This window comes from Rhizobium sp. R634 (genome assembly GCF_002211305.1).
Lineage (GTDB): Bacteria > Pseudomonadota > Alphaproteobacteria > Rhizobiales > Rhizobiaceae > Rhizobium.
The window spans coordinates 395,870-416,633 of sequence record NZ_LOKW01000025.1 but is presented as its reverse complement, the minus strand read 5'-3'; the positions used below and the strand labels follow the sequence as shown (position 1 = coordinate 416,633).

Here is a 20,764-nt window from a genome sequence, read left to right as displayed (position 1 = left end):
AGGCTCTCTGACTATAGAACCGCAACTTTCCAATCATGCCTGTTGGATTGCGAGCCCGGTTTTGCCGGGGATGGCAGTCCGATGGCCCGAGAAAAACAAGAATAGGTGTTCCATGTCCCGCGTGTGCGAATTGACCGGCAAGGCCGTCCTGACTGGTAACAATGTCAGCCATGCCAACAACAAGACCAAGCGCCGGTTCCTGCCGAACCTGTGCCAGGTGACGCTGATTTCCGACGCTCTCAACCAGCGTTATCGTCTTCGCGTTTCGGCTGCTGCTCTTCGTTCCGTCGAGCACCGCGGCGGCCTCGATGCCTTCCTGATCAAGGCAAGCGAAAACGAACTGTCGATGCGCGCGCGCCTGCTGCGCCGTCAAATCGTCAAGAAGACCGCCGAAGCCGCTGCTGCGTAAGCTTCTGCCCTTCTTCATACGGTTTCAAAAGGCTTGACGGATAATACCGGTCAAGCCTTTTGCTTTGCCGGTCCGTCTCTCCAACTGGTGGCATCACCCAGGATAAAAAAATGCTGAAGACCCGCTATACCATTGCCTATGTCGCGCTGATGACGCTTGTCGTCGTCGCCTCCAACTTCCTCGTCCAGTTTCCGCTGAACGCCGAAGTCGCCGGCATCAATCTCGCCGACATCCTGACCTGGGGCGCTTTCTCCTATCCGGTCGCCTTCCTGATCACTGATCTGACCAACCGCCAGTTCGGCCCGCAGGCAGCCCGCAAGGTCGTCTTTGCTGGTTTCGTCGTCGGCGTCGGCCTCTCTTTCTTCACCTCGGTGCCGCGCATCGCCATCGCTTCCGGCTCGGCCTATCTTGCCGGCCAGTTGCTCGATATCGCCGTCTTCACCCGCCTACGCAGCCAGGCCTGGTGGCGCGCGCCGCTCGTCGGCTCGCTGATCGGCTCGGCGCTCGATACGGTGATGTTCTTCTCGCTTTCCTTTGCGGCACTTTTCGTCGTCCTCGGCCCGAACGAACCTTTCGCGCTCGAATCGGCCCCCATCCTCGGCGTCTTCGCAGCGGAAGCTCCGCGCTGGATCTCTTGGGCGATCGGAGATTTCGCCGTCAAGATGATCGTCGGCCTCGTCATGCTGCTGCCCTATGGCGCGCTCATGAACGTGCTGCGGCCGATGCAGCCCGTCCGCGCCCGCTAAAGCCTAGGAAAGTCACCGCCGCCGCCGGACCGCACCGGCGGCGATAGCCGGGTGCAGCAGCACCTCCGCAGCCAGATCGTCTAGTTCGCTCGACGAATCGAGCCTGAGGACAGGCGCCGTCTGCGTTTCCAGCCATTGCTCATGCGCCGCAAGACTGCGGCGCTCCGGTCCGGCCGTGTCGTAGCTTGCCGCCCATTCCAGGAACTCGCCGCTCTTGACTTCCATGTCGCCGCCAGGCCCGATCCTGTTGCCGTATCGGGCGGCCTCCCGTGCGCGGATCCGCGCCATGCGAAGCTCCGGCTCGATCCTGAGGAAGACGATCAGATCGTAGAGCGGTTCGAGCGGCCTTCCCCATTTCAGCGCCGATCCGGAAAGAACCCAGCCGTCATGCCGCGCCGTCTCATCGAGGAGCAGCCGGATGCGTTCACCGGCCTCCCTCGGCGTCGTGAACGGCGGATCGGTAGGCAGCCAGAAGAAATCGTCGGTGTCGAGGTGGGCGATATCGAGCCTTTCGGTAAGCGCAAGGCCGAGCGATGTCGTGCCGGAGCCGGACGCGCCCATGACATGGATATGCACCACGACTTCCCTCCGAATGTTGCTGACTGACCGACCGCTGACTCAGATAGCCAAGCCATATGACGTCAGTCTGACGACACCTGCTTGGCACCGGTTTCCGAAAGCCGGAACTCCAGCATCAGATTGCGCTGCAGGATCGAATGATTGTCGTCCGACACCAGAATGATATGGGTGGTGCCGTCGGCAGCCTGGAAAGCATCGAGCCCTTCCATATTGTCGATCTGCGAGTTGAAATCGCCCTCGAGCAGGAGCTCGCCGCTCACGACGGCGCCGGGCCGGATATCGGCGCCTTTGATGCGCCGAAGCCGCATGCCGATGCCCTCCGCCATGTTGAAGCGGCGCTCGAGCAGCAGCAGGTCGCCGTTCGGCAAGAAGGCGCCGTCGGTGACATCGAAGCTGCCATCACGCTCGATTGAAAAACGCCCTTTCAGCGGCCCGCTGAGAATGGCCGCCATCCGGTTGCCTTCGCTGTCGAGGCCGCGCTCGGAGACGATCACCACGCCGCCCTTGAGCGGGCTGGATGCGGGCGCCACGGTGATGGTCTCGATGCCGCGATTGTCACTCAGCATCTTCCGCGGGATGAGCATCGGCAGCGTGGCGATGGCGCCCGATTCGGCAAAGCCGGGATCGGGGTAGACATCGACGCGATGCTCCTGCTCGAAGGAGACCAGTATTCTATCGCCATCAAGCGCCAGGCCCTCGGCATCCATGTGGCCCTTGCCCTCGAAGCTCTTCCCCGAGCGGTTCTTCATCGGCGTGATTTCGACATTGGCAAGACCGGAAAGCCTGCCCTTGGCGTCGCGTTCGATGCTGCCGGTCAGCCACTGGCCGGTATCGAGCACGACGATGAAATGTTTCTGGTCCTGCTGGAAACGGATGGAGGAAAGCGAGCCGAACAGCGCCCGGCTGGAAACCATCTCCAACCCGCCGAGAAATTCCAGCGAGCCGAATTTCGTCTCCGATGATCCGATCCTGAAATCTGTAATTTGCCGGCTAATGACCGGCACGTCCTCACCGGCTGACGACGAAGAAGCGCCCGCTGCGAGGCAGAAGGCAACCAAAGCCGCGCGGCAGAGGCGCTTGACCGTCATTCCACGCGTTTCCTTCCAGCGGCGTCAGCCGGCACGGCGTAGCCGGCCGCCGCGCGGCTGGGCGGATTGGTCTTCGAAGAGCGAGGCAAGCTGCTCGGTCATCGCGCCGGCAAGCTCATCGGCATCGACGATCGTCACGGCGCGGCGATAGTAACGCGTCACATCGTGACCGATACCGATCGCCAGCAGTTCCACAGGCGAACGCGTCTCGATCTGCTCGATGACGGCGCGCAGGTGCCGTTCCAGATAATTGCCGGGATTGACCGATAGCGTGGAGTCGTCGACCGGCGCCCCGTCCGAGATCATCATCAGGATACGGCGCTGTTCGCGGCGGGCGAGCAGGCGATTATGCGCCCAGATCAGCGCCTCGCCGTCGATATTTTCCTTGAGCAGGCCCTCGCGCATCATCAGCCCGAGATTGGCCCGCGCCCGCCGCCACGGCGCGTCGGCGGATTTGTAGACGATGTGGCGCAAGTCGTTGAGGCGGCCCGGCGTCTGCGGCTTGCCGCCGGCCAGCCAGGTTTCGCGCGCCTGCCCGCCCTTCCAGGCCTTTGTGGTGAAGCCGAGGATCTCGACCTTGACGCCGCAGCGCTCCAGCGTGCGGGCGAGAATGTCGGCGCAGGTGGCGGCAACCGTGATCGGCCGGCCGCGCATCGAGCCGGAATTGTCGATCAGCAGGGTGACGACGGTATCGCGGAACTGCGTGTCGCGCTCCATCTTGAAGGAAAGCGCCTGCATCGGGTCGATGATGATGCGCTGCAGCCGGGCCGGATCGAGATAACCTTCCTCCAGGTCGAAATCCCAGGAGCGGTTCTGCTGCGCCATCAGGCGGCGCTGCAGTCGGTTGGCGAGGCGGCCGACCGCGCCTTGCAGATGCGCCAGCTGCTTGTCCAGAAAGGCGCGCAGGCGCTCCAGCTCGGCGGCGTCGCAAAGCTCCTCGGCGGTGATGATCTCGTCAAACTCTTCGGTATAGACGTGATAATCGACCTTTTCGTTGAAATCGGCGAAAGGCGTGTTCGGACGGCGGGTCTCGCCCGGCGTTTCCGAATCGTCCTCGCCCTCTTCCATCATATCGTCGTCAGAGATTTCGGCGCCTTCGGTCTCGCCGTCCTCCATCTGCTCGTCGGCGACCTCGCTGTCTTCCACGGGGGCGGCATCGGTGCCGGCATCCTCGTCGACCTCGTCCTGGTCCTGCTCGTCGCCGCTCGGCTGATCTTCCTGCTCCGACTGGTCCTCATTGTCGGCCTGGCTGTCGTCGTCGCCGTATTCCTCCGCCATTTCCATGGCCGACAGCATGTTGCGGATGACCTTGGCGAAAGCCTGCTGGTCGTTGATCGCCTCCGACAGGTTGTCGAGCTCCGAGCCCGCCTTGTCCTCGATGAAGCCGCGCCAGAGGTCGAGCACCTTGCCGGCGGAAGCGGGCGGTCGCTGACCGGTCAGCTTCTCACGCACCATCATCGCAACGGCTTCGCCGATCGGCGCATCTTCCTGGCGCTCGATACCGGTGAAATTCGCCTTGGAATATTTCTCTTCCGTCATGGAGCGCAGGTTCGCCGCCACGCCCTCCATGCGCAACGCACCGATCGATTCGACACGCGCCTGCTCGACTGCATCGAAGATCACCCGGGCGTCCGAGCCCTGCGGCGCCATCGTCGTATGCACCTTCTCGTCATGGCAGGCGAGCCGCAGCGCCATGGAATCGCCAAGCCCGCGGGTGACCGCGAGCTCGTGCGTCGTCGGCCGCTTGGAAAGCTCCGGCAGCCGGATACGTTCGCCGGTCATTCCAGGCCGTTCGTTGGCGAAGGTTACCTCGACATCGCCGTCGCCGGCGATCGAGCGTACGCAACCTGATATCGCCCGGCGCAACGGCTCGACGTCGACGGGCGCACCGGGCTTTGCTTTCGAATTGTCACCGCGAGCTGCCATGATCGGTCGGTCTCAGGCTCCGAGAACGATGTTGGCGGCACTTTCCTTCAGCTCGACGCCGAAGGCGCGCTGATAATGCTCGGCAACCAGCGGGCGCTCCAGCTCGTCGCACTTGTTGAGGAAGGTGACGCGGAAGGCGAAGGCGAGATCACCGAAGATTTCGGCGTTTTCGGCCCAGGTGATGACGGTACGCGGGCTCATGACGGTCGAGAGGTCGCCATTCATGAAGGCAGCACGCGTCAGGTCGGCGACGCGGACCATCTTGGAAACCGTCTCGCGGCCGTTCTTGTCCTTGCCCAAGCTCTTCACCTTGGCGGCAACGATATTCACTTCGTGATCATGCGGCAGGTAGTTCAGCGTCGTCACGATCGACCAGCGGTCCATCTGCGCCTGGTTGATCTGCTGCGTACCGTGATAGAGACCTGTGGTATCACCGAGGCCGATGGTGTTAGCGGTTGCAAACAGGCGGAAGGCCGGGTGCGGCCGGATGACGCGGCTCTGGTCGAGCAGCGTCAGGCGGCCGGAAGATTCCAGCACGCGCTGGATGACGAACATCACATCGGGGCGGCCGGCATCATATTCGTCAAAGACGAGCGCCACATTGTGCTGATAGGCCCAGGGCAGAATGCCGTCCTTGAATTCGGTGACCTGCAGACCGTCCTTGACGACGATCGCATCCTTGCCGACGAGATCGATACGGCTGACATGGCTGTCGAGGTTGATGCGCACGCAAGGCCAGTTGAGCCGCGCCGCCACCTGCTCGATATGCGAGGACTTGCCGGTGCCGTGATAGCCGGAGATCATCACGCGGCGGTTATGCGCGAAGCCTGCGAGAATGGCGAGCGTCGTCTCGCGGTCGAAGAGGTAATCGGGGTCGAGATCAGGCACATAGGCGTCGCCCTTGCTGTAGGCGGGAACGCGGATGTCGGAATCGATGCCGAAGGTCTCGCGGACCGAAACGGTGGTGTCGGGCAGTTCTGAAATATCGAGGTCGATCTTGCTCATCATGTCTCCAAGGCGGGTGATGCCACCCGGCCATACTGTCTCAGGCCATGTCGCAACCGTGACGCCGCGATTTTATTCCGCGCCCGTCCAGGTCGGAACGTCGGCGATACTTCTCCGGGACTGAAACGAAACCTCGGCGGGATAATGACCGCGTGCGAGCATTCTTGAGAGAGTCCCGGACAAGAAACGCCGCGTCCGGAAGGTCGGCGGAGGCGATGGGTAAACACGCAAATAGGAGCCGCGTTCGCCTGCGGCCTCAGCCGATTTGGACCATACCCGATTGAAGCCCAAGAGCAAGGACGGGAATTAACAAAAACCGTTCTGCTTCAACAATTGATAGGCCTGAATGACGGCGCGGAAGCGCTCCTCCGAGCCGCGGTCGCCGCCATTGGCATCCGGATGGTGCTTCTTGACCAGTTCCTTGTAGCGGCTCTTGATCTCCGCCGAGGTCGCGTTGGCATGGAGACCCATCGTGTCGAAAGCCTTGCTTTCCAGCGATTTCAGCTTGCGCGCCTGAGGAAAGCGCGGCCCGCTGCCCTTGCCGCCTTCCTTGACGAAGCCGAAGGGATCGCGGACGCGCGAATAGGCGCCGGAGCGGACTTCGGAATGCAGCGGGCTGTCCTTGGCGGATTTATTGACGCCGACGGTCCATGTCGGCCGGTGGCCGGTGATCGCCTCTTTCTGATACCTGGCGATCTCGCCATCGGAAAGGCCGGAGAAATAATTGTAGCCCTTGTTGTATTCCTTGACGTGCTCGAAGCAGAACAAAAAGAACTGACCTTCGGCGTTGCGCCCAACCGGAGCGCGATGCGCACCTTTCTTGTCGCAGCCATCCCATTGACAGGTAGGCGGCGCCTGCTCTGTCTCCTGCTCGCGTTTGCGGCGTGTTCGGATGCGGTCGAAATATTTGGAATCGAGTCTCATGGCGGCGCTAATTATGGGGCTGCCGCGATGCGACAACAAGAATTGACAAACAGGAATGTTGCTGGCTTGGTGGGAACCCTTTTCGCGAAGCAACAAGACCGGATGATGACCCTTAGGACCCGCATCGAAGAAAAACTCGTCGAAGCCTTCGCCCCCGAACGCCTGAGCGTCATCGACGAAAGCCATCTTCATGCCGGCCATCAGCCCGATATCACGGGCACCGGCGAAACTCATATGCGGGTGAGGATTGTTTCGGCGAAATTTTCCGGCATGTCGCGGCTGGCGCGCCACCGGGCAATTACCGAGCTGTTGAAACCCGAACTCGATGCCGGCCTGCATGCGCTGGCGGTCGAACCTGCAGCACCTGACGAACAGACCCGCTGGTAGCAGCACCGCAGCCTATGTGGGTAGGCATCGCCGGCAATCCAAGCGGCATCAGGGTGCTTTCGCGCCGTCTTCTCCCGCCGGACGGATGCGCAGCTTGGTGATCCGGTTCTTCTCCCGTTTCATGACGACGAAGCGCTTGCCGTAGAAAGTGAAGGCTTGGCGCTCTTCGGGAATGGTCATGGATTCGTGAATGACCAAGCCTGCGATCGTCGTCGCCTCCTCGTCGGGCAGGTTCCAGTCGAGCGCGCGGTTCAGGTCGCGGATCGGCACGCCGCCGTCGACGACGACGGAACCGTCCGCCTCCTGGCGCACGCCCTGCATCTCGATATCGTGTTCGTCGGAAATATCGCCGACGATTTCCTCGAGAATATCCTCCAGCGTCACGATGCCCTGCACCTCGCCATATTCGTCGACGACGACGGCGAAATGCTGCTTGCGGCGCAGGAAGGCGTTGAGCTGGTCCTCGAGATTGGTGCTGTCGGGCACGAACCACGGCTTCTGCGCGATCTTCACGACATCGAGGTTGTGCGGTTCCATGTTCGGCTCGGCCAGCGCCCGCAGCAGATCCTTGGCGTGCACGACGCCGATGATGTTGTCGATCGTGCCGCGCCACAGCGGCATGCGCGTATAGGGGCTTTCGAGAATGGCGCGCACCACGGCTTCCGGCGGATCGTCGGCATTGATCGCCCGCATCTTGGTGCGGTGGACCATGATATCGGACAGTTCCAGCTGGCTGAGGTCTAGCACGCCGCCGAGGCGGTCGCGGTCGGCCTTCACCACCGATCCCTCGCGGTGCAGGAGATCGACGGCGCCGCGCAATTCCTCATGGGCCGTCAGCATCGACACCTCCCGCGACAGATTGATGCCGAAGAGCGCCAGGATCCGCCGTACGACCCCGTTGACGAAGGAGGACACCGGGCCGACGACGGCGACGAAGATCCTTGCGGGAAGCGCGACGGCAAGCGCGAAGCGTTCCGGCGTCGAAATTGCCCAGCTCTTCGGCAGCACTTCCGCGAAGACGACCAGGATGACCGTCATGGCGAGCGTCGCCAGCGCCACGCCGGAACTGCCGAACAGGCCGAGGAAGAGGCTGGTGGCGATCGACGACGAAAGGATGTTGGCGAGATTATTGCCGATGAGCAGCGCGCCGATCAGCCGGTCGCGCCTTTCGATCAGCTGGCGCACCAGGCCGGCCCGTTCGTCGCCATTGGCTTCGAGCGTATGGATGCGGCTGCGCGACACGGCGGTCAGCGCGGTTTCCGAGCCGGAAAAGAAGGCCGACAGGAGCACGAGCGCGGCGATCGAAACAATCTCCGGCCAATATGCCGCGAGAAATTCCAGAGCGCCTTCGATTGTCATCGGGCGTGCTTTTCCCTGAGAAAGCTGACGACCTCGGAGGCCGGAACATCGTCGGCGACGAAGGACTGGCCGATGCCGCGCGTCAGGATGAAGGTGAGCCTGCCGCTCTTGACCTTCTTGTCCTGCGCGATCGCCTCCATCAGCGTTTCGGCCGGCGGCAGCGCGCCCGGAATGTCGGACATCAGGGTCGGCAGGCCGACCTCCTTCAGATGCCGCTCGACGCGGCGCGCATCGTCGGGGCTGGCAAGGTTCATCCGTGCGGAGAATTCATGCGCCAGCACCATGCCGATCGAAACGCCCTCGCCATGCACGAGCCGGCGGCTGTCATAGGCGGTCGCCGCTTCCAGCGCATGGCCGAAAGTGTGGCCGAGATTGAGCAGCGCCCGCTGGCCGTTCTCGCGCTCGTCGGCGACGACGACGTCGGATTTGGCCCGGCAGCTTGTGGCAATCGCCTCGATGCGAGCAGGGCCGCCCGAAAAGACGGCTTTCCAGTTCGTTTCCAGCCAGGCGAAGAAATCCGGCTTGTCGATCAGCCCATATTTCGCCACCTCGGCGTAACCGGCGCGGAATTCGCGCTCGCTCAGCGTATTCAAGACGTCCGTGTCGGCCAGGACCAGGTCCGGCTGATGAAAGACGCCGATCAGGTTCTTGCCGTGGCGGGAATTGATGCCGGTCTTGCCGCCGACCGAGGAATCGACCTGCGCCAGCAGCGAGGTCGGCACCTGCACGAAGCGCACGCCGCGCCGGACGATACCGGCGGCAAATCCTGTGAGATCGCCGATGACGCCACCGCCGAGCGCAATGACGCAATCGTTGCGCTCGACCCGGGCTTCCAGCACCTTGTCGCAGACCGTCATTAGATGTTCGAAGCTCTTCGTCTTCTCGCCGGCCGGCAGGACGACCGCGGCCGAGACAATGCCCGCTTCATCGAGACTTGTGACCAGCGCTTTGAGATAAAGCGGCGCGACATTTTCGTCGGTGACGATGGCCGCCTTGCGCCCCTTGAGACGCGAGGCGATCTCGGCGCCGGCGCGCGCGATGAGCCCCGGACCGATCAGGATATCGTAGGCGCGCTCGCCGAGCGGCACGTGCACCGTCTGGACGGCGGGAGCGGAGCTTATCGCATTCATGAGGCTGCTCTTTCCTTATGGGCTTCGATCACGGCATTCAGCACCTCGTCGGCCATGATTTCCTTGCGCACGTCGCGCGAGAGCACGGTGAGGTCAGCCTGCGCATAGATCGGATAACGCGCGTTCATCAGGTTTTCGAGCGTCTGTTTCGGATTTTCGGTCTTGAGCAGCGGCCGCGTGTCGCGCTTGTTGACCCGTTCCCAGAGCACGTCGAGATCCGCTTTCAGCCAGACGGAGACGCCGCCCTTCTTGATATGCCTGCGCGTCCGCTCGTTGATGAAGGCGCCGCCGCCGGTGGAGACGACCCGCGGTCCGCCTTTCAAGAGCCGCTTCATCACCCGCGTTTCCAGCGCCCGGAACTCTTCCTCGCCATAGGCTGCGAAAAGCTCGGTGATCGTCATGCGCGACACTCGCTCGATTTCGTGGTCGCTGTCGATGAAGGGGATGCCGAGCTGGCTGGCGACGATGCGCCCGACTGCGGATTTTCCCGCACCCATCAGGCCGACGAGGATCAGATTGCGTGAACCGAGCGCGGCGCGAGCTCTGTCTTTCAGGCTGTCAGCAACGGTCAGCAGTGGTTCACTCATCGGTCCATTCACACTTTGTTTGCAAACCGTATCGACAAATGCAGGTGGAGCGTCAAGTCGCGGACAAGGGAATCATGGCTTGAATGGCGCTTCTTGCACTTGCGAACACGCTTCTTATAACAGAAGCACAGCATGAAGGAGTTGCCGGATGCCGACCCTGTTCCGTTTCCTGTTCTTCTGCGCGATCATCGCCGGGACGGTCTACGGAGCGATGTGGGCGCTTGTGACCTTCGTCGAGCCCGAGCCGCGCGACGTAACGATCCGCATTCCGTCCGAGCGGGTCAACCCGCCTCCGACGGGCACGATCGATCCTAGCAGGAAATGACGCCATGAGGGATCTCAGCCGCGTCCACGTGGAATCCTTTCTGGAGATGATGAGCGCCGAGCGCGGCGCAGCCGCCAACACGCTGCAATCCTACGAGCGCGACCTCGACGATGTCCGTTCGTTCCTGAACGGCAGAAACGTGCGCCTGACCGAAGCCGTCTCTGCCGATCTTGCCGCCTATCTCTCCTCGCTCGCCGGCCAGGGTTTCAAACCCTCCTCGCAGGCCCGCCGGCTTGCGGCGATGCGGCAATTCTACAAGTTCCTTTATGCCGAAGGCATTCGCACCGACGATCCCACAGGCATTCTCGACGCGCCGAAGAAAGGCCGCCCCCTGCCGAAGACGATGGGCGTCGAGGAGGTCGGCCGGCTGCTGTCGCAAGCGCAGGCCGAGGCCGACGATCCGGCTCCCGGCCAATTGCAGCGCCTGCGCATGCTGGCGCTGCTGGAGCTGCTGTATGCGACCGGGATGCGCGTCAGCGAGCTGGTTTCGCTGCCGGCCCGCGTGCTCGACCAGGAAGGCCGCTTCCTGATGATCCGCGGCAAGGGCAACAAGGAGCGGCTGGTGCCGCTGTCGCAATCGGCGATATCGGCCTTGAAATCCTACGGGCGCCTGATGGCGGCGGAAAACGCCGCGGCCAGGGATCCGCAGGAAAGCCCCTGGCTGTTTCCCGCCGCCTCCAAGGAAGGCTATCTGCCGCGCCAGGTTTTCGCCCGCGACCTCAAGAACCTTGCGATCCGCGCCGGTCTGACGCCCTCGATGATCTCGCCGCACGTCATGCGCCATGCCTTTGCAAGCCATCTGCTTGCCAATGGCGCCGATCTGCGCGTCGTGCAGGAACTCCTCGGCCATTCGGACATTTCGACCACACAGATCTACACGCATGTGCTCGAAGAGAGGCTGCAGCAGCTCGTCCAGACGCATCACCCCCTTGCCAAACAGGCGAAAAAGCACGAATAGGACCGGCGACAAGGGGCGGAGCCAGGAAAACGCCCCGGGCACAAGGAACGGAAACGCACCTCATGCACAATTATCTCGACTTCGAAAAGCCGATCTCCGACCTCGAAGGCAAGATCATCGAGCTGAAGAAGCTCGCAACGGAAGACGAGAGCATCGACACCACCGATGAGATCGGCAGGCTGGAGGTTCGCGTCCGCGAGGCGATCGTCGAAATCTATTCCAAGCTCAATCCCTGGCAGAAGACGCAGGTCGCCCGCCATCCGCAGCGCCCGCATTTCGTCGACTACGCCAAGACGCTGTTCCAGGAATTCACGCCGCTCGCCGGCGACCGCAAGTTTTCCGAGGATGCCGCGATCCAGGCAGGCCTTGCCCGCTTCCGCGGCCAGCCCGTCGCGGTCATCGGCCAGGAAAAGGGCAACGACACCAAGACGCGCCTGAAGCACAATTTCGGCAGCCCCCGCCCGGAAGGCTACCGCAAGGCGATCCGCATACTCGAAATGGCCGACCGTTTCGGCCTGCCGGTCATTTCGCTGGTGGACACGGCGGGCGCCTATCCCGGCGTCGGCGCCGAAGAACGCGGCCAGGCGGAAGCCATCGCCCGCTCGACGGAAATGTGTCTCGGCGTCAAGGTTCCCCTCGTTTCCGTCGTCATCGGCGAAGGCGGCTCGGGCGGCGCGATAGCGATTGCCACCGGCAACCGCGTCTACATGCTCGAGCATTCGATCTACAGCGTCATCTCGCCGGAAGGCGCAGCCTCTATCCTCTGGCGCGATTCCACCCGCGCCCGGGAAGCGGCGACCAACATGAAGATCACCGCCGAAGACCTGAAATCGCTCGGCGTCATCGACGGCATCATTTCCGAACCGCTCGGCGGCGCCCATCGCGACCCCGACAGCGTGATAGCCGCAACCGGCGATGTCATCGCCAATGCGCTCGGCGAAATGGCCTCACGTTCCGGCGAGCAATTGCGCAACGAGCGGCGGCAGAAATTCCTGAATATGGGCCGTAATCTCTAAGCAAGACTTGGCGCCCCGTCGATTGCGGCCAAACCTTGGCCACAATAATGTTATCTGTGACATTTGCGCTTGCGGGGGTGTTCCGGGCACGTCATAGGCTGTTAAGACTTTGTGAAGTATAAGCCACTTATGATTCCGCTTCGTGCCCGGACTCCATAGGCGGACCGGGTCGCATCATCTTTATGGGCTAGTTTGAATGCGCATACGTCATTTTGCCTATGTTTCCCTCATGGCGCTGGCTCTGGCCGGCTGCAACGATACGTTGGAAACGGCGCAGGTCGATCTTTCCAAGGTCAAGAACAAGGTCGAGCAGCCGCTTCCTTCCCATGTCCTCGCCCAGATGTCCGCCAAGGGCATGGATCGCAATTCGCCGATCATGATCCGCATCTTCAAGGAAGAAGGCGCGCTCGAAATCTGGAAGGCGAAGACCGACAGCCGTTTCGACAAGATCGCCGATTACAAGATCTGCGCCTGGTCCGGCCGTCTCGGTCCGAAGGTCAAGACCGGCGACCGGCAGGCGCCGGAAGGCTTCTACGACCTGACGCGCGCCAACCTGAACCCCAATTCGAAATATTATCTGGCGATCAACACCGGCTTCCCGAACCGCTACGACGCGGTGAACGGCCGCACCGGGTCCGATCTGATGATCCACGGCGCCTGCTCGTCCTCGGGCTGCTATTCGATGACCGACCAGCAGGTGCTCGAGATCTACGCCTTCGCCCGCGATGCCTTCAAGGGCGGCCAAACGAGCGTGCAGCTGCAGGCCTTCCCCTTCCGCATGACGGCGGAAAACATGGTGAAGCACCGCCTCGACCCGAACTACGACTTCTGGAAGATGCTGAAGGTCGGCTACGACAATTTCGAAGTGACGAAGCGCCCGCCTGAGGTGAACGTCTGCGAGAAGAAATATGTCTTCAACCAGCAGGCAACCGATGGCGGCGCCTTCAATGCCGGCGGCAAATGCCCTGTGATGTCGACACCGGCGGCGCTGACGGCGGCCCTTGCCTCCTACGGCAAGACCTATGACGCCGACTATGCCAAGGCCATGAGCAAATATGACGGCATGGCCTGGTACGATCCGTCCGAAGCAGAGCGCAAGGCCGTGGTCGCCAAGCTGCGCAAGGGCCGCGAACTCGCCTTCGCGCCGACCGGCACGTCGCTCGAAGCCGGCCGCATGGTCAAGGTCGCCGAACTCGAAGATATGATGGCCAAGCGCACCGCGCAAAGCCTCACCGCCAACTCCGCGGCGGGCGCCACGCCCGCGGCACCCGCCCAGCCGCAGGCAACGGCCGTTGCCGCCGCAACACCCGCGGTCGTGCCGGTGCCGACGCAGAACCCGCTGGCCTATACCGCGCCTGAACCGCAGGAAACGGCGGACGCCGCGACGAAGAAGCCCTTCTGGAAATTCTGGGCGCGGAACTGAACGGCTTGAACCCCGTTCTCTACGATCTTCGCGGCCTGAAATGCCCACTCCCCGTGATGAAGACGCGCAGGAAGCTTGCCGCCATGGCAAGCGGCGCGCTCATCCTCGTCGATACCAGCGACCCTCTGGCGGTGATCGACATGCCGCATTTCTGCAATGAGGACGGCCACGAACTGGTCGAGACGGAAAAGACCGACAACGGCCACCGCTTCCTGATCCGCAAGCGCTAAATTTCTCATCCATGAGCAAGCCGAAGGCGGCCGTCGCGCCTTCGATCCCTGCGCGCGCTCCCGCCGTCGAGGATGATGCCGAAGCAGCCCCGAAAATTCATCATACAACTTTGCAATTTTTGTATGTTGACATTATCCCTTGCTGGTTTTAGCCATAATGCGCCGGTTGGAGGAGCGGCAGGATAAGGGGTCGATCGAGACCTTTGTTCCACGAGAAGAGCGCAAGTGCGTGCATGCAGATGTAAGCAGCCGTGCCGTCGGCCTCCGATGGCCACGTCGAGCTGCATTTGGCATGGCCGTTTGGCCTCTTCCCACACAACTTCTCAATCGTACCGACGCCAGTGCCTGATTGTGGAATATCGCCGGAAGAAGGCGACGCGTGCAGGGCTCTTTCCCTGGATTCGCAAAGCTGGCGTACCGACTGTGAAAAGTGAATTGTCATGCAATACGGGAGGATAGCATGAAGAATTTCGTTAAATTGGCGGCAGGCCTGATGGTTGCCGCAGCGTTCATGAGCAGCGCTGCCAGCGCACAAACCGTGCTGAAATCATCCGATACCCATCCTGACGGTTATCCCACGGTCGAGGGCGTCAAATATTTCGGCGAGCTGATCAAGGAGCGCACCAAGGGCCGCTATTCGGTCGAGGTGTATCATTCCGCCCAGCTCGGCGAGGAGAAGGACACGATCGAGCAGGTGCGCTCCGGCGTGATCGAGCTGAACCGCGTGTCGATGGCGCCCTTCAACGGCACCGTGAAGGAATCGATCGTTCCGGCCCTGCCTTACATCTTCCGTTCGGAAGAGCACATGCACAAGGTCATGGACGGAGCCGTCGGCGATCAGATCAAGAAGGCGTTCGAACCGGCCGGCCTCGTCGTGCTGGCCTTCTACGATGCCGGCGCGCGCTCCTTCTACAACAAGACGAAGCCGATCAACTCGGTGGCCGACATGAAAGGCCTGAAGTTCCGCGTCATCCAGTCCGACATCTTCGTCGATATGGTGGCGGCTCTCGGCGCCAATGCCACGCCGATGCCCTATGGCGAAGTCTATTCGGGGATCGAAACCGGCGTCATCGACGGCGCCGAGAACAATTTCCCGAGCTACGACACGGCCAAGCACGCCGAAGTGGCGAAAAACTACTCGCTCGACGAGCATACGATCCTGCCGGAAGTGTTCGTGATGAACAAGGCCGCGTTCGACAAGCTGACGCCGGAGGATCAGGAGATCTTCAAGCAGGCAGCCAAGGACAGCGTCGGCAAGCAGCGCGAACTCTGGTCGGCCAAGGTCGCCGAATCGCGCGGCAATGTCGAAAAGCTCGGCGCGCAGATCACCACGCCGGAGAAGCAGGGCTTCATCGACGCCATGGCTCCGGTTTACGAAAAGCACGTCAAGGACGACGTGCTGAAGAAGATGGTCGAAGATGTGAAGGCTGTGCAGTAATCGCAGCCTGCCTTCTTCTGATGGAGGATGGCGTCGGCGTCGGGGTGGAGGCATTTCCACCCCGGTCCCTCCGCCGTCTCCTGCCCATCTTCCCGATCCGCCCGATAAGGGACAGCAAGCGCCCATTTCGACGAGGTCCTTATGTCGAACACCCTGACACCTGCCGCCAATTTCATGACGCGGCTGAGCAACGCCGCCCTATGGCTCGCCGGCATCGGCCTGGTGCTGATGACGGTCTTTGTCGCCTGGCAGGTATTTTGCCGCTACGTGCTGAACGACTCGCCGAGCTGGACGGAGCCGGGCTCGGTCATGCTGATGAGCTGGTTCATCTTCCTGGGCGCCGCCGTCGGCATCCGCGAGAACAATCATCTTGGTTTTGACGTGCTGCTTTATGTGCTGCCGAAATCCGGAAAACGCGTGCTGCGCATGATCTCTGACGTCGTCATCCTCGCCTTCGGCGCAGGCATGATCTGGTATGGCGGCGCGCTCATGAGCTTGACCTGGAACACTACCCTGCCGTCGCTGGGCATCTCGGGCGCGTTCGATTATCTGCCGCTCGCCGCTGGCGGCGTGCTTGCCGTGATCTTCTCGCTGGAGCGCATCGTGCTTCGCCTCGCCGGCGAACCGATCGACGAGGTGCTGGATGAGGTTCTGCCGGCGGAAATCGCCGTCGAGATCGAAAACATCAATGCCGACCCGAACGCCAAATTGAAGGTGTAACGCGATGGAACTCTGGATCCTGTTTGGTGTTTTCACCGCCCTGATGCTGATCGGCACGCCGATCGCCTTCTGCCTTGGCGTCGCCAGCTTCGCCACGGTGCTTTACATGGGCCTGCCGCCCCTGGTCATCTTTCAGCGGCTGAATTCCGGCATGAGCGTCTTCTCTCTGCTTGCCATCCCCTTCTTCATCTATGCCGGCGACCTCATGGTGCGCGGCGGCATTGCGAGCCGCATCGTCGCCTTTGCCGCCTCCCTTGTCGGCCATGTGCGCGGCGGGCTTGGACAGGTCAACATCGTCACGGCAACACTGTTCGGTGGCATTTCCGGTTCGGCGGTGGCAGAGGCCGCAGCCGTCGGCGGCCTGATGATCCCGCAGATGAAGCAGCGCGGCTATGGCGCCGACTATGCGGTCAACGTCACCTCGATGGCGGCTTTGATCGCACTGCTCCTGCCGCCCTCCCACAATATGATCATCTATTCGATCTCGGCCGGCGGCAAGATCTCGATCGCCGACCTCTTCACCGCCGGCGTATTGCCCGGCCTGTTGCTTGCTGCGGCGCTCATGGTGACTGCCTACATCGTCGCGCGCTCACGCGGTTATCCTACCGAGCCCTTTCCCGGCCTCGCCATGGTGGCGCATTTGCTTGCTGTCGCAGTGCCCGGGCTCCTGCTGATCGCCATCATCTTCGGCGGCGTGAGATCCGGCATCTTCACGGCGACGGAAAGCTCCTGCATCGCCGTCATCTACGCGCTGCTGGTGACCATCTTCGTCTACCGGCAAATGAGCTGGAAAGACTTCGTCCACGCCACGCACGGCGCCGTGCGTACGACGGCAATGGTGCTTCTGATCATCGGCACCGCGGCCGCATTCTCCTGGCTGATGGCCTTCCTCAAGGTGCCGGCCTCGCTGGTTCTCTGGATGAAGTCGGTCGCTGACGACCCGCTGACGGTGCTGCTCCTGCTCAACGTCCTCATGCTGGTGCTCGGCACTTTCATGGACATGGGCCCGACCATCATCATCTGCACGCCGATCTTCCTGCCGGTGGCGCAGGCCTACGGTGTCGATCCGGTGCATTTCGGCGTGATCATGATCCTGAATTTCGGCATCGGGCTGAACACGCCTCCGGTCGGCGCGGTGCAATTCGTGGCTTGCGCGGTCGGCAAGATTTCCGTCTGGGAGGCGATGCGGTCGATCTGGCCGTTCTATGGGGCAGGCCTCGTGGTGCTCGGGCTGGTCACCTACATCCCGGCGATTTCGCTGTGGCTGCCGGCCGTGTTCAAATAGGAGGCCGACATGGCTGCCGATACAGCCGTTGATCTGAAGATCGAGCGAAAGCCGAAACTTTGCGAAAGCGTGGTTTCGGCCATCCGCGGCCAAGTCTTGTCGGGCGAATACACGCCCGGCGAAAAACTGCCGACGGAGACGCGGATGGGCGAACTTTTCGGCGTCAGCCGCACCGTCGTCCGCGAGGCGATCGCAACCCTTGCCGCCGACGGCCTCGTCGAGGCGCGGCAGGGGGCAGGCGTTTTCGTCAAGAACCATCCGACGATCGCCTTCGGTTCGATCAGCTTGGATGTCGGCAACAAGATTTCCCATGCGCTCAACGTCATCGAGGTGCGCATGGGGCTGGAGATCGAAAGCGCCGGCCTTGCCGCGCAGCGCCGCAATGCCGCCCAGGAGGCGCAGATCCAGGAAGCGTTCTTCGAATTCGACCGGCTGCTCGAGCGCGGCGAAGCGACGGGCAAGAGCGACTTCGCCTTCCACCGGCAAATCGCCGCGGCCACCAACAATTCATATTATGTGGAAGTTCTCGACGCGCTTGGCATGCGGGCCATCCCCTGCGACGTCGCCTCGCCCTGGGGTACGGACAGCACGCTGTCGCGTGACTATCAGGAAGGCCTGCAGCGCGAGCATCTGGCAATTCTGAAGGCGATTTCGGCCGGCGACCCGGAAGCCGCCCGCGCCGCCATGCGCGCCCACCTGACCGCAAGCCAGGAGCGCTATCGCGTCCTATTGAGCGGCCAGCAGGCCCGATGGCTTTCAGCGGCCCCTAAACGCACGGCTTGACGAAGATGGCGCGTTAGAGCATGTCGCGCAAAAGTGTACAGCGGTTTTGCGACAACGACATGCGTGAAACAAAGAGTTAAAGCGTAAGGAGCGAATCTGAAAGATCGCGACGCGCTTTAGATCCGCATGCCGGGAATGGCGAGCGGATTGTCCGACAGCGCTGCGCGATCCGGCGTATCGATGCGCGGCTTGCCGAGAAAGGCATCGAAGAGATCCTTCACGAAAGCCTCCGGCAGGTCCTTGGTGATCAGCACCATGCGCGTGCGCCGGTCCTGCGGGTCCGGCCAGGCGGCAAGACGCACCGGCGGATGGAAAATGCTTTGCACGCCATGCAGAACCAGCGGTCGCTCCGGCCGGTCGGAGACGGAAACGATCGCCTTCATCCTGAGCAGCTTCTCGCCATGGGCCGAGCGCAGGAGATCGATGAACATGTCGAGCGCCATCGGATCGATCGGCTTTTCCTCGATGATGGAGAAGGATCGGATCGACGCGTCATGGCGGTTGACGTCATGCGGATCCTGGTCCGCCTGGCCGTGATGGTGGTCGTGGTGATGGTGATGCCCATGATCGCTGTGATGATGATCATGACCGTGATGATGCGCCTCATGCGCATCCTCGTCCTGCAGCCAGCGGCCGACATCGGCAATCTTCGTCGCCGGATCGTAGAGCCCGTTCACCAGCACCGCTGCCGTGCCTGCCTCGGCGCTGTCAGCATCCATTATCGCAGCGCGCGGATTGAGTACTCTGAGACGCGTTTCCAACGCGTCCATCTCACCGGCCATCGACCTTTTCGAGACGATCAGCCGGTCGGCGACCGCTGCCTGCTTGCGCGCTTCCTCGTGATTTCCGAGCGTCTGCAGCCCGTTCACCGCATCCACGACCGTGACGACGCCGTCGAGCTCGAAATTCGTGGCGATGATGGGATTGCCCATGATCGCCTGCATCACCGGCGCCGGGTCGGCAAGGCCCGTCGTTTCGATGACGACGCGCTTCACCGGCTTGACGCGGCCCGTCTGCACGGCGTCCATCAGGTTCGCCAGCGTATCCACAAGTTCGCCGCGCACGGTGCAGCACAGGCAGCCATCCGACAGCTCGATGATCGAATCGCCGGAGCTTTCGACCAGCAGATGGTCGATCCCGACATCGCCGAACTCGTTGATGATGACAGCCGCGTCCTTCATCAGGGGATCTTTGAGGATGCGGTTGAGCAGCGTCGATTTTCCGGCGCCGAGAAAGCCGGTCAGGATGGTGACCGGAATCCTGTCGTTGAGCGCACTCATCTCACTTCGCCTTTAGAAAGCTGTCGGGCGCGGCATCGGCACCGGAATATTGGCGATCGTTCCCGCCGTATCACCGCGCGCCACCTTTTCCGGCTTCTCGGCCGGCTGCGGGTCCTGTCCTGGAATGAGGCCGGCAAAGACGAATTGCGGCTCATGGTCCATTTCCCGGATATAGGGCGACTGCACCTTCATGCGGCCGACCTCATCGCGCGTTTCGCTGCGTATCTTAGCGCCCTTGGCGCTGCAGATATCGGCGCTGATATCGGTCACCTGGTCCTGGCCCGGCCCATATGGCCGCAGCGAACCGAGCGTGTCGGGAGCGGGCATCTGGGTGGTGAAGCCCTTCTGCAAGAGGTTCGCCGTCGCATCGGCGCGCGCCGCAAGGCTGTCCGTGCCGAGCACGACGGAAACCAGCGTGCGGCCGTTGCGCGTCGCCGAACCGATCTGGTTGAAGCCCGAGGCACAGATGAAACCGGTCTTCATACCATCAGCGCCGGCGAAACGGCCGATCAGCATGTTGAGGTTCGGCACGTTCTGCTGGCCCGTCGTGAAGCCTTCGAGCGAGAAATAGCCGGCATATTGCGGAAAATCGCGGCGCAGAGCCACCGTCAGCACCGCGAGATCGCGCGCCGTCGTATATTGGCCCTTGCCGGGCAGGCCGTTCGGGTTGACGAAATGCGAATCCGTCATGCCGAGCTTCAGCGCCGCGCCGTTCATGCGCGTCACGAAGCCTTCCTGCGTGCCGCCGACGGCTTCGGCGACCGCAACCGCGACGTCGTTCGCCGATTTCACCAGCAGGATCTTCAGCGCGCTGTCGAGCGTCAGCTTCTGGCCCGGCTTGAAGTACATCTTGGCGGCCGGCTGCGCGGCGGCGCGCTTGCTGATGACAATAGGCGTGTCGAGGCTGATCTGACCGGCGCGGATCGCGTCGAACACGGTATAGACGGTCATCAGCTTGGTGAGCGAGGCCGGATACCATTTGCGGAAGGCTTCTTCGTGCTCGAGTACACGGCCGGTCTGCACGTCGACGAGAATATGCGGATTGGCCTGGGCAAGCGGAACGGAAGCAAGAAAACCGGCAGTCGCGGCGACTATGAAGCTAAGTGGCCGCAATGCGGCAAATAAACCAAAGTGGCTCGTCGACACGGCTCATCCTTCAGATATCA

The 20,764-nt window shown here is 62.2% G+C and carries 22 protein-coding genes; 12 read left to right on the top strand and 10 right to left on the bottom strand.

Going from position 1 to position 20,764, the window contains the following annotated elements:
- Window positions 1–112 precede the first annotated feature (112 nt).
- Both rpmB and ATY77_RS24965 read left to right on the top strand, forming a co-directional pair.
- Window positions 113–409 carry a 50S ribosomal protein L28 gene (gene rpmB, locus ATY77_RS24970; protein WP_008527777.1) on the top strand — a complete coding sequence of 99 codons (297 nt, stop codon included), beginning with the start codon at window positions 113–115 and terminating at the stop codon, window positions 407–409.
- A gap of 110 nt (window positions 410–519) precedes the next feature.
- Window positions 520–1,155 (top strand): VUT family protein, encoded by a 636-nt coding sequence (locus tag ATY77_RS24965; RefSeq protein WP_088689261.1) that lies wholly within the window; start codon window positions 520–522, stop codon window positions 1,153–1,155.
- A 12-nt stretch (window positions 1,156–1,167) separates the two neighbouring features.
- On the opposite strand, the gene ATY77_RS24960 is transcribed toward ATY77_RS24965, so the two are convergent.
- From ATY77_RS24960 to ATY77_RS24940, 5 genes are all read right to left on the bottom strand, one after another.
- Entirely contained in the window at window positions 1,168–1,734 is a 567-nt protein-coding gene (locus tag ATY77_RS24960; protein WP_088689260.1) for an AAA family ATPase, read from the bottom strand.
- A 62-nt stretch (window positions 1,735–1,796) separates the two neighbouring features.
- A complete protein-coding gene (locus ATY77_RS24955) occupies window positions 1,797–2,822 on the bottom strand; it encodes an esterase-like activity of phytase family protein (protein WP_088689259.1) in 1,026 nt (341 codons plus the stop codon).
- Between the two features lie 24 nt (window positions 2,823–2,846).
- The gene (gene cobT / locus ATY77_RS24950) at window positions 2,847–4,748 is read right to left on the bottom strand and encodes a cobaltochelatase subunit CobT (RefSeq protein WP_088689258.1); all 1,902 of its coding nucleotides are present in this window, start codon (window positions 4,746–4,748) and stop codon (window positions 2,847–2,849) included.
- A gap of 12 nt (window positions 4,749–4,760) precedes the next feature.
- A complete protein-coding gene (cobS, locus tag ATY77_RS24945; protein WP_088677638.1) occupies window positions 4,761–5,753 on the bottom strand; it encodes a cobaltochelatase subunit CobS in 993 nt (330 codons plus the stop codon).
- A 306-nt stretch (window positions 5,754–6,059) separates the two neighbouring features.
- Window positions 6,060–6,677 (bottom strand): J domain-containing protein, encoded by a 618-nt coding sequence (locus ATY77_RS24940; protein ID WP_085779650.1) that lies wholly within the window; start codon window positions 6,675–6,677, stop codon window positions 6,060–6,062.
- A 102-nt stretch (window positions 6,678–6,779) separates the two neighbouring features.
- Between ATY77_RS24940 and ATY77_RS24935 the strand changes: the two genes are divergently transcribed.
- Entirely contained in the window at window positions 6,780–7,064 is a 285-nt protein-coding gene (locus tag ATY77_RS24935; protein WP_190237698.1) for a BolA family transcriptional regulator, read from the top strand.
- A gap of 48 nt (window positions 7,065–7,112) precedes the next feature.
- Here ATY77_RS24935 and ATY77_RS24930 read toward each other — a convergent pair whose 3' ends face one another.
- The 3 genes from ATY77_RS24930 to ATY77_RS24920 are packed head-to-tail and all read right to left on the bottom strand — an operon-like array spanning window position 7,113 to window position 10,140.
- Window positions 7,113–8,423 (bottom strand): HlyC/CorC family transporter, encoded by a 1,311-nt coding sequence (locus ATY77_RS24930; RefSeq protein ID WP_088689257.1) that lies wholly within the window; start codon window positions 8,421–8,423, stop codon window positions 7,113–7,115.
- The gene (gene aroB / locus ATY77_RS24925) at window positions 8,420–9,553 is read right to left on the bottom strand and encodes a 3-dehydroquinate synthase (RefSeq protein WP_088689256.1); all 1,134 of its coding nucleotides are present in this window, start codon (window positions 9,551–9,553) and stop codon (window positions 8,420–8,422) included. The genes ATY77_RS24930 and aroB overlap by 4 nt, the downstream gene beginning before the upstream one ends.
- Window positions 9,550–10,140, bottom strand: coding sequence for a shikimate kinase (locus ATY77_RS24920; protein ID WP_088689255.1), 591 nt, complete (start codon window positions 10,138–10,140; stop codon window positions 9,550–9,552). The genes aroB and ATY77_RS24920 overlap by 4 nt, the downstream gene beginning before the upstream one ends.
- A gap of 148 nt (window positions 10,141–10,288) precedes the next feature.
- Here ATY77_RS24920 and ATY77_RS32975 point away from each other — a divergent pair, with 148 nt between their 5' ends.
- The 9 genes from ATY77_RS32975 to ATY77_RS24875 all read left to right on the top strand — a co-directional run bounded on the left by ATY77_RS32975 (window position 10,289) and on the right by ATY77_RS24875 (window position 18,318).
- On the top strand, window positions 10,289–10,465 hold the full coding sequence (locus ATY77_RS32975) for a hypothetical protein (RefSeq protein ID WP_088677634.1): 177 nt from the start codon (window positions 10,289–10,291) through the stop codon (window positions 10,463–10,465).
- 4 nt (window positions 10,466–10,469) lie between these two features.
- On the top strand, window positions 10,470–11,423 hold the full coding sequence (xerD, locus tag ATY77_RS24910) for a site-specific tyrosine recombinase XerD (RefSeq protein WP_088689254.1): 954 nt from the start codon (window positions 10,470–10,472) through the stop codon (window positions 11,421–11,423).
- Between the two features lie 62 nt (window positions 11,424–11,485).
- Window positions 11,486–12,439 (top strand): acetyl-CoA carboxylase carboxyltransferase subunit alpha, encoded by a 954-nt coding sequence (locus tag ATY77_RS24905; protein WP_064707917.1) that lies wholly within the window; start codon window positions 11,486–11,488, stop codon window positions 12,437–12,439.
- Between the two features lie 196 nt (window positions 12,440–12,635).
- Window positions 12,636–13,862 carry a murein L,D-transpeptidase family protein gene (locus tag ATY77_RS24900; RefSeq protein ID WP_088689253.1) on the top strand — a complete coding sequence of 409 codons (1,227 nt, stop codon included), beginning with the start codon at window positions 12,636–12,638 and terminating at the stop codon, window positions 13,860–13,862.
- Window positions 13,863–13,867: 5 nt separating this feature from the next.
- Window positions 13,868–14,092: a sulfurtransferase TusA family protein gene (locus tag ATY77_RS24895; RefSeq protein ID WP_088689252.1), complete on the top strand. Its 225-nt coding sequence runs from the start codon at window positions 13,868–13,870 to the stop codon at window positions 14,090–14,092.
- 460 nt (window positions 14,093–14,552) lie between these two features.
- Entirely contained in the window at window positions 14,553–15,530 is a 978-nt protein-coding gene (locus tag ATY77_RS24890) for a TRAP transporter substrate-binding protein (protein ID WP_088689251.1), read from the top strand.
- A 141-nt stretch (window positions 15,531–15,671) separates the two neighbouring features.
- A complete protein-coding gene (locus ATY77_RS24885; RefSeq protein ID WP_141103965.1) occupies window positions 15,672–16,250 on the top strand; it encodes a TRAP transporter small permease in 579 nt (192 codons plus the stop codon).
- 4 nt (window positions 16,251–16,254) lie between these two features.
- Window positions 16,255–17,535: a TRAP transporter large permease gene (locus tag ATY77_RS24880; protein ID WP_088677628.1), complete on the top strand. Its 1,281-nt coding sequence runs from the start codon at window positions 16,255–16,257 to the stop codon at window positions 17,533–17,535.
- 9 nt (window positions 17,536–17,544) lie between these two features.
- The gene (locus ATY77_RS24875) at window positions 17,545–18,318 is read left to right on the top strand and encodes a FadR/GntR family transcriptional regulator (protein ID WP_088689250.1); all 774 of its coding nucleotides are present in this window, start codon (window positions 17,545–17,547) and stop codon (window positions 18,316–18,318) included.
- Window positions 18,319–18,434: 116 nt separating this feature from the next.
- Here the strand turns inward: ATY77_RS24875 and ATY77_RS24870 are convergent, their stop codons facing one another.
- Both ATY77_RS24870 and ATY77_RS24865 read right to left on the bottom strand, forming a co-directional pair.
- Window positions 18,435–19,598, bottom strand: coding sequence for a GTP-binding protein (locus tag ATY77_RS24870; RefSeq protein ID WP_088689249.1), 1,164 nt, complete (start codon window positions 19,596–19,598; stop codon window positions 18,435–18,437).
- 12 nt (window positions 19,599–19,610) lie between these two features.
- Entirely contained in the window at window positions 19,611–20,744 is a 1,134-nt protein-coding gene (locus ATY77_RS24865) for a D-alanyl-D-alanine carboxypeptidase family protein (protein ID WP_088689248.1), read from the bottom strand.
- Window positions 20,745–20,764 lie beyond the last annotated feature (20 nt).